The organism is Paenibacillus sp. P4_A7, assembly GCF_056402455.1.
In genome coordinates this window covers 1-8,298 of record NZ_JBFUHJ010000234.1, presented here as the reverse complement: position 1 = coordinate 8,298, position 8,298 = coordinate 1, and the positions used below count along the sequence as shown (strand labels likewise).

General features: G+C 39.7%; 8 protein-coding genes. 6 read left to right on the top strand and 2 right to left on the bottom strand.

Annotation, left to right across the window (positions count from 1 at the left end; translation table 11 throughout):
- Window positions 1-23 precede the first annotated feature (23 nt).
- Together AC1DWN_RS21820 and AC1DWN_RS21815 are read right to left on the bottom strand one after the other, a co-directional pair.
- Window positions 24-1,469, bottom strand: coding sequence for a spore germination protein (locus tag AC1DWN_RS21820; protein ID WP_477561006.1), 1,446 nt, complete (start codon window positions 1,467-1,469; stop codon window positions 24-26).
- Between the two features lie 170 nt (window positions 1,470-1,639).
- Complete coding sequence (locus tag AC1DWN_RS21815) at window positions 1,640-2,260, bottom strand: DedA family protein (RefSeq protein ID WP_477561005.1); 621 nt, start codon at window positions 2,258-2,260, stop codon at window positions 1,640-1,642.
- 556 nt (window positions 2,261-2,816) lie between these two features.
- Here AC1DWN_RS21815 and AC1DWN_RS21810 point away from each other — a divergent pair.
- From AC1DWN_RS21810 to AC1DWN_RS21785, 6 genes are all read left to right on the top strand, one after another.
- Entirely contained in the window at window positions 2,817-4,220 is a 1,404-nt protein-coding gene (locus tag AC1DWN_RS21810; protein ID WP_477561004.1) for an MDR family MFS transporter, read from the top strand.
- Between the two features lie 20 nt (window positions 4,221-4,240).
- On the top strand, window positions 4,241-5,170 hold the full coding sequence (locus tag AC1DWN_RS21805) for a serine hydrolase domain-containing protein (RefSeq protein WP_477561003.1): 930 nt from the start codon (window positions 4,241-4,243) through the stop codon (window positions 5,168-5,170).
- Window positions 5,171-5,921: 751 nt separating this feature from the next.
- On the top strand, window positions 5,922-6,194 hold the full coding sequence (locus AC1DWN_RS21800) for an S-layer homology domain-containing protein (RefSeq protein ID WP_477561002.1): 273 nt from the start codon (window positions 5,922-5,924) through the stop codon (window positions 6,192-6,194).
- A 326-nt stretch (window positions 6,195-6,520) separates the two neighbouring features.
- Entirely contained in the window at window positions 6,521-6,847 is a 327-nt protein-coding gene (locus AC1DWN_RS21795) for a GNAT family N-acetyltransferase (protein ID WP_477561007.1), read from the top strand.
- Window positions 6,848-6,919: 72 nt separating this feature from the next.
- Window positions 6,920-7,405, top strand: a complete 486-nt coding sequence (locus AC1DWN_RS21790; protein ID WP_477561001.1) for a GNAT family N-acetyltransferase — start codon at window positions 6,920-6,922, stop codon at window positions 7,403-7,405.
- A gap of 163 nt (window positions 7,406-7,568) precedes the next feature.
- Window positions 7,569-8,042: a GNAT family N-acetyltransferase gene (locus tag AC1DWN_RS21785; RefSeq protein WP_477561000.1), complete on the top strand. Its 474-nt coding sequence runs from the start codon at window positions 7,569-7,571 to the stop codon at window positions 8,040-8,042.
- Window positions 8,043-8,298: the final 256 nt, after the last annotated feature.

Genomic DNA, 8,298 nt, shown 5'->3' with positions numbered 1-8,298 from the left:
GCCTTCAACATTATGCGCCTCCTTTACTCATCAATGTCCTGCAAAGGCTCCAGCTTCCTTTTCTTGCTCATGAACAAGGSACGGTTAGCTGTTGGCCTATTTTTAAAGTTGGATAACGGTGCCCYAATAATGGAATCCGCCCAATCTTGCGGTCGAAGAGGATAAAATGGCTGCAGGAACGGGGTACCTAAAGACTTTAATCGCAATAAGTGGGTAAGCAAGAAACAAGCACAAATGAGCATACCTACAAGCCCAAGCATGGAAGCGCCGATTATAAACGGATACCGAAGTACACGAATGGTATTGCTCATATGAAAAATAGGAACGGTGAACGAGGATAAGGCTGAGAGAGCAACTAAGATAAGCAATATATTGCTAGTTAGCGCAGCTTGAACCGCAGCCGTACCCAGCACAATACCGCCTACAATACCAATGGTTTGTCCAATCTTGGACGGTAATCGGGCGCCAGCTTCCCTTAATAATTCGATTGTGAGCTCCATGAAGATCACCTCCATATAAGGAGGAAAGGGCAGGTTGATTCGAGAAGAAATAATGGGCTCTAACAGCAGTGTAGGAATCAGTTGGTAATGGTAGGTTAAAACGGAAATGTACATTGGTGTTACCAAAATAGAGAAGAAAATAGCGATGATACGCAAAATGCGAAAGAAAGAACCGATATGCCACGGTAAATAATAGTCCTCGTAGGCAATGACGAATTGCCCTATCGTAGCAGGACCAGAGAACGCTTGAGAAGAGCCGTCTGCGATAACAGCGACTCCTCCGGACGATAAAATATGAACTAAGCGATCGGGCCGTTCCGTCTCGATGAATTGAGGAAACAAGGAATATTTGTTGTCTTCCATCAGCTGCGTCATGCTTGTAATGTCTGTTATGACATCTGTATTAATGCTCTTCAGACGTTTAACCATACTCGCAATATTAATTGGATTAGCAATACCTTCTATGTACATCACCACACATCGTGTTTTAGTCACATGACCGATTGTATACTCTTCAACCCTGAGCTGTGTGAGAGGTAGCCTTCTGCGGATGAGCATGATATTAGTATCCATGGATTCGATAAAAGCTTCTTTAGGCCCGATAACACTGAATTCAATTTGGGGTGCCTCAATGGAGCGAGATTCGGTTTGAATAACTTGAAGGGCGATACATACGTCTTCTGCAAGGGTGAAAAGCATTAAATAACCCATTAAAAGCTTTTTTGTCATCTCCTCGTAGTCGGAAATAATGGTTCGGTCAGAGAAAGGCAGCTCCTCATATATTTTCTGAATGCCTTCACTCTTTAGCCGATGAACAGTTGGCAAAATATATTGATTAAGGCTGTTACTATTCACTAACGTTTTATAATAACAAATATAATAAGTGAAAGAGGGAGTGGGATAGACATAGTGAACAAAATCAGACGATTTGGAATGGAATTTAAGAGCTTGATCATACAGCTTGTTCATCTTTGATGCCTCCTTTCATTAACTATCCATTAGTTTGTCCGAATGATATGTAAATATGTACCATCTTCAGGAGTAGAGATTTTTGATAAGGATGATTCGATAACAGCGATATCTTTTTTTAAATCAAAAAAAACGCCGCTAAGCGCGGCGTTTTTCGTAATGACAGGGTATTATAATGATCGTTCGATTTTTTCCTTTTTTGACTTTACTTTGAAATACTTATAGGTTAAGTAGCCTAGTCCGACTACTGCAAGTGTTATTACGAGCCATTCACCGGACGTATAAATAAGACCGGATATATCTTGAACCTGATCACCGACAAATGTTCCAATAATGAAATAACTGAGTGTCCATACGAAAGCGGACGGATAAGCAAACATAATAAAACGACGGAATAGCATTTTATTGAATCCCATGACGTATGGTGTAACATGACGTAAAAAAGGGAGGCAGAGACTGATACTTATGGCGTATCCTCCATATTTTTGACCAAGTTGCTCTGATTTCACAATAAACTTACTTATATTTTTTTTGCGGCTGAACCAATTGGATAATTTACTCCCTGCAAATCTGCCTATGCTATATCCAAATGTCATAGCAGAACATATGCCGAGGAAGGTCATTATAAAAGCAGGAACTGGTGACAATACACCGGCTGCTGATAATGCTCCTCCGGTCATAACGACGGCTTCATTCGGAATCGGTAGACCAATTAATCCAAGACATAATACAAGGAATAATGCGACGTATCCAACCTCTTCTATAATAGTTAACAATAATTCATAGCCCATTTACACTCATCCTTACTTCCAAAACTATAAATTTATGGATTATATATTTATTAGATTATCACAGACGAATCATTTAGGATATCATATTTACGTAATGAATAGAAGAAAGGATTCATTTTAACTATTTCGTAACTTTTTCCATCTTCCAAACGAATACAATGAGATGAAGGTTTTTTTATTGCGTTAAAGGGGCGACTGTCAAAATGCTTAGTTTACATCAAAAAGTTGAACATTTGAGACGATATGAATCGCTATGTTATACGATATGCGTAACGTTGCTTATAGAAGAACAGGAAGCTTGTGAAATAGCCGAGCAAGTATTGTGTAATTTGTATGGCGACTGCAGCTTTTGGCAGATGGACGATGCGAGAAGAGCACCCTATTTATTAAAATGCTGTACGCGCGAATGCTGTAATAAGAAACAAGCGAGGTATATGCAAACATCCTAATTTTGAATATTTACATTGATAATTGGTACTGACTGCGATCATAATAGAGTAGAAAAGGATCCAGTCATTATACATAAATTATTGTGGATTCATCGGAAGGGTGAATAATGAACTCGAATCAGTCACGGAAAAAAATAACGATCGCGCTCTTTGTCGCGACGTTCTTGGCAGCGATAGAAGGGACCATTGTCAGCACAGCAATGCCGAGTATAACCGGTGAATTACATGGAATCCAACAGTACAGTTGGATTATTTCCATATATTTGTTGGCAACGGTAATTACAACACCTGTTTATGGCAAGCTTTGCGATCTATATGGACGAAAGAGAATTTTTATTATCGGAGCACTTATTTTTTTGGCAGGATCCATGCTGTCTGGTGTCGCGCAGTCAATGAATCAGCTTATTTGGTTTCGTGCGCTGCAAGGATTGGGCGCTGGGGCTTTGACGACGATCCCATATACGATCATAGGTGACTTGTATCCATTCGAGCAACGCGCAAAGGTACAAGGTTGGATGTCCAGTGTTTGGGGAATAGCGGGTGTTACTGGACCGCTTTTGGGCGGGCTTCTAGTCGATTATGTATCTTGGCGAGCCATATTTTATATGAATCTTCCCTTTGGCATTGTAGCCATTTATTTGCTTGTGACGTCACTAAGTGAAACGATTAGTAAGAAGAAACGACATATTGATTATCCTGGTATTGTTACCTTTACAATCGGTATGTTCAGCTTCTTGTACGCGATGACTTTACTACGTGGTGGGGATGAAGGCACCGGCTCCAATTTGCATATTGGACTACTTTTTGGTTGTGCAATTGTATTTATGAGTTTGTTTGCAGCAATTGAACGTCGTTCACCTGAACCCATTATTCCATTTCAGTTATTTCGTAATCGCATGATCAGTATGGCCAACTTAAATGGTTTTCTGATCTGTGTAATTAATGTTGTTATTATTTTTTATTTGCCGCTCTGGATTCAAGGAGTGTATGGTAAACCGGCGACGTATTCTGGTCTGGTGATGATACCATTATCTATTGCATGGCCTCTCGGTTCGATTTTTGCGGGTAATTGGATTGCTAAGAAGGGCCTGCGTTACATAAGCGTCATAGGCGCTTGTTTTCTACTGGCAGCTAGTATTGGGTTTTCGTTATTAAATGCGGGAACACCGCTTTTATTGTTTGTTGCTTATACGCTTATGGCAGGTTTTTCGTTCGGATTGTCTTTAACGTCATTGACCGTGGCCGTATCTTCATCCGTTGGCTGGGAGCTTCGGGGCTCTGCAATTGCAAGCTTTAACTTTATTCGTACTTTGGGGCAAACTATAGGCATAACTATGTTTGGTCTGCTTCTGCATACTGGACAAACAGATCGGATTGAAGCGGGTGCGCTAGAGACAAGTCTTCATCATATTTTTATGTGGACAGCGGTATTATCCATATTTGTCGTATTCGTATCTATAGGATTACCGAAAATTCAGCAAGTAGAGCAGCAGCAAAGAAATGCTTCATAGTAAGGAAGGTCGATTAACGGATGAAACAGTTGGATCTCTCAGCACTTAGCACGCAGCTGTCAGAATGGAAAATGAACGCCGTAATCGTCATGCAAGGTGAGCAGGTCGTTCAAGAGTGGTATGATCGCGGCCACGATTATATAGGCCCGTTATATTCATGTACGAAGAGCGTCCTTTCCGCCTTGATTGGAATAGCATTGGACAAAGGCTACTTGCAAAGTGTAGACCAGCCTATGACTGATTATGTCACCCATCCGGAAATAAGCGGAAAGTCATTTGATCATATTCGAATCAAACATCTGCTTTCTATGACACCAGGCTTCGACTGGCCGGACTTCGATAAGCCATACAAGGCGCTCAGAGCTTCGAATGACCCGATCGAGTTTGTGCTGAAGCAGGCGCTGATTCATGAACCCGGTGAATCCTTTACATACAATTCAGGCGGATCACATCTACTGTCACATATTTTAACTGAGGCGACAGGAGTGAGTGCCTTAGAGTTTGCGAAGGAGCATTTATTCCGCCCGCTTCAATTCCTCACCGCACGTTGGTCACAGCGAGAAGGTGTAAATGAGGGAGGCACGGGACTGTATTTGTACGGTCGCGATTTAGTTAAGCTCGGGGTGTTGTACTTGCAAAATGGTCAGTGGAGCAATGATCAGCTGCTCTCTGCCGATTGGATTAAACAATCATCAAAGCTGCATCATAAAGGGCTGCTGCACTATGAACCACCTATTTATGGCGGGTACGGCTTTCATTGGTGGATTTCACCTATGAGCAGTAATGGTCAGGTCGATTGCTATTTTGCGTTTGGTCATGGTGGACAATATTTAATGGTCGTTCCAGAGCTTGAGCTAGTCATCGTTATTCGCAAGCACATCACAAAGCGGAATGATGCGATTTTCTCTAGACGGTTAATTTTTGAGCATATTTTGCCGGCATTTCAGTAGAAAGAGTTTGATGGAAACCTTTATAAGGTTTCAACGTTTGTTCGATACAAAAAGGATAGGTATGTAACAGCAGGCTGCCGTCTATTAGACATGGCAGCTTTTTTTTGCGTTCACGGAAGAAATTTTTTAGTAATAACGGCTTACAGGCGTTCCTTCGAAATCAGTGCTTGATTTCATTTGTCTGTATGCGGACGAGCATTCTAGCTCTCAGAGTTCCTATTATTAGTATTCGCGGTATATGGTGGCTCGCTCGTATCAGCAATCTTAGTGACCCAAAGCTCCAATTCGTTAGCGGTTGTTTGTGAAATTTTGATTTGAATGTATATTGTCCAATCAAACAGCTAAATATATCGTTTTCTTTCTATTTGAATGGAAAATATACAATCAAATAGGACGATAGGGAGCATTTTAGTACGAAATCGGCGATTAGCCTGTATGAAATACAAGCTAACTCAATCAAATCGTTTTCGATGTGGCTTTAATTGGATGATATACAGTCAAATCAATAGCTCCGTCAAAATGCGAGTTGTATTGTGCGCTCATAATAGGATGAGCAAAAGGTTTAATGATGGTTGATATATAGTTACGCATGAACAACCTCAGCTTAGTTTATTTTTTTACAGAGAAGGGAAAATGTTGGAAATTAATGAATATTAAGAAGGGTCTGATTACAGAACCAAGGAGCGAATAGCGATTAGCGCTTAGTTGGAGATAGGTTTTTAATAAAGAAGTACATAAGGAGGCGTAATTATTGTTCATTAATAACATGCTAAAAAAATCTATGGCACTCATTTTTGTATTTTCGTTAGCGTTGGTGTTGAGTATGGTTAAGATAGAAGATGTTTCGGCTAAAGATTTAGAGGGTCATTGGGCAGAAAAGGATATGCGGAAATGGATCAAAGAAGGTTTGTTGTCAGGTTATTCGGATGGGACTTATAAGCCAGAGAGCCCAATTACACGAGCGAAATTAATCGTCTTAATTAATCGCTCTTTTGGATTACATCATGCTGTGCCTATTTTCTGAAGGAATCTAATTGGGTGCATCCTCAAATTGCTATAGCTGTCAATGCCGGATACCTCCATGGATACAGTGTCGGAACAATATCTAGCTTCCGGGGATGGATTGTATTATATCTTAAAATTAAATGAGTTATTTCACAACCATTTGAGTTGTACAGAAATTGGAGGGCTGCCCTAGTGGTAGTCTTTTTAATATATGGTAATATAAAACATAGTCCATTTCAGATTAATATACTTGGTAAATGGAGGTATTAATGAACATGCTGATAGTTTAGAGTTAAAAAAACATAAAAGTGTACCTTTGGGTGAGGTTGTTGGAGATTCAGTTGGATCGTAATAGAAAGCGGAAATTCGAGTGAGCTCTTAGGGTTTTGCATTAATGAAGAATTGGTAGGTTTAATTGGATTTGAATACGAAACAAAGGACATAGTAGAACTCAAACATATTGCATTAAAGCCCGAATATCGTGGCAGGGGTATAGGTAAGAACATGATACAAGAATTTATTAGAAGCAAAAAGATTGTAAGCATTAAGGTTGAAACGGATAAAGATGCTGTTGGTTTCTATAGCAAAATAGGCTTTTCGATAATGAGTTTAGGGGAGAAATATCCGGGAGTCGAGCGTTTCGAATGTGTTTATTTGGGGATTTATAGCTGAATTATGTATAATCATTGATGGTATTAGGAGCTAGACGTTTGTGAGATTATACAATAATAGGGAGTGCAATCTTTGGAAACCAGTAGATGCAGGTTAGTTAAGTTGAATGAAACCGATTTTGAAGATGTGAAGAAAATATATAGGAATGAAGAAGTAAGGAAATATCTTGGTGGGGCTATTGCTGAAGAGCATACTTCAAATAAGTTCTTAGATGCATTAGAACGATCCAAGAAGGATTCAAAAGCTTGGGTTGTAAGTCTGAAAAGTAACCATGATTTTATTGGATTGGTTTCTTTGGATAATCATGTTGATGGCACAGACATTGAGATTTCTTACGAGTTCATGCCAAATTCGTGGGGCTTCGGGTATGCAACCGAGGTTATAAGTCAGATTATAGCTTTTGCTTTCAAAGAGTTATCACTCTCTAAATTAATTGCCGAGACACAAACAGCTAATCTTGCTTCATGTAGGTTATTAGAGAGAGTTGACATGAAATTAGATAAAACGGTGCAAAGATATGGTGCAGAACAGTCCATATACAGTATAGAAAAAACTTGAACGGGATCGGTTTATTTTTATAATATCCGGTATCAATTGTTGCATAGTATAAATTGGTGGGCAGGCACTTCGGTAGCTTGCTTTTTTTTTAGTCTATCGGGGCAATTTATTTCTACACGGTGCACTTTATTCCTATCGCACTTAACTTATGGAGGACTTGACAATGAAAGTAGTAAACGCAGATTTAGAGGATATTTATGGATGGCTTGAATTGGCGTCGGAGGTCGAATACCTCTTTGGCCCTATGGTGAATGACCCGAAATTTATTCAAGCATTAGAGAAAAATATAAATCAAAATCGTGCATTCTGTGTGAGAGAAAATAATGGCCCACCAGGTTCAAATTTACTCGGCGGTGTATTGTTTTCAACCACAAATGCTCCAAACTACAAGATTGGATGGTTAGCTGTTTCAACCCAAGCAAGAAATAAAGGAGTCGCAACAGCATTACTTAAGCACATCCTCGCTCTTGTCGATGCTCCATCAGAGGTAACCGTTACTACATTTGGCGAAGATATTTCAGATGGTCAATCTGCAAGAAGACTCTATCAAAAGTTTGGTTTTATTCCACTAATAGAATCCATTCCGAATGGTCCAGAAGGTGGTTCTCGGCAAAAGTTCAGATTAACTATTAAATGATCTTGTAGGTGATTTTTGAAAATGGGAACGAGGGAACAAAGAGCTGTGAAATTTTATCTATACCTATTCTCTACCAGCTGCTCATGATTATTAATGTTATACTGCACATGCACTGATGAAGGAGATGATTTTATGGTTGATGTTTTTGCCGTAGCTAATGTTATTGTTAATCGTATTAAAAACCATTATTCTCAAGATGTTGCCATAGTCGGATACTACGGATCGTATTTGCAAGGAAGGGCCACAGAAAGGTGGT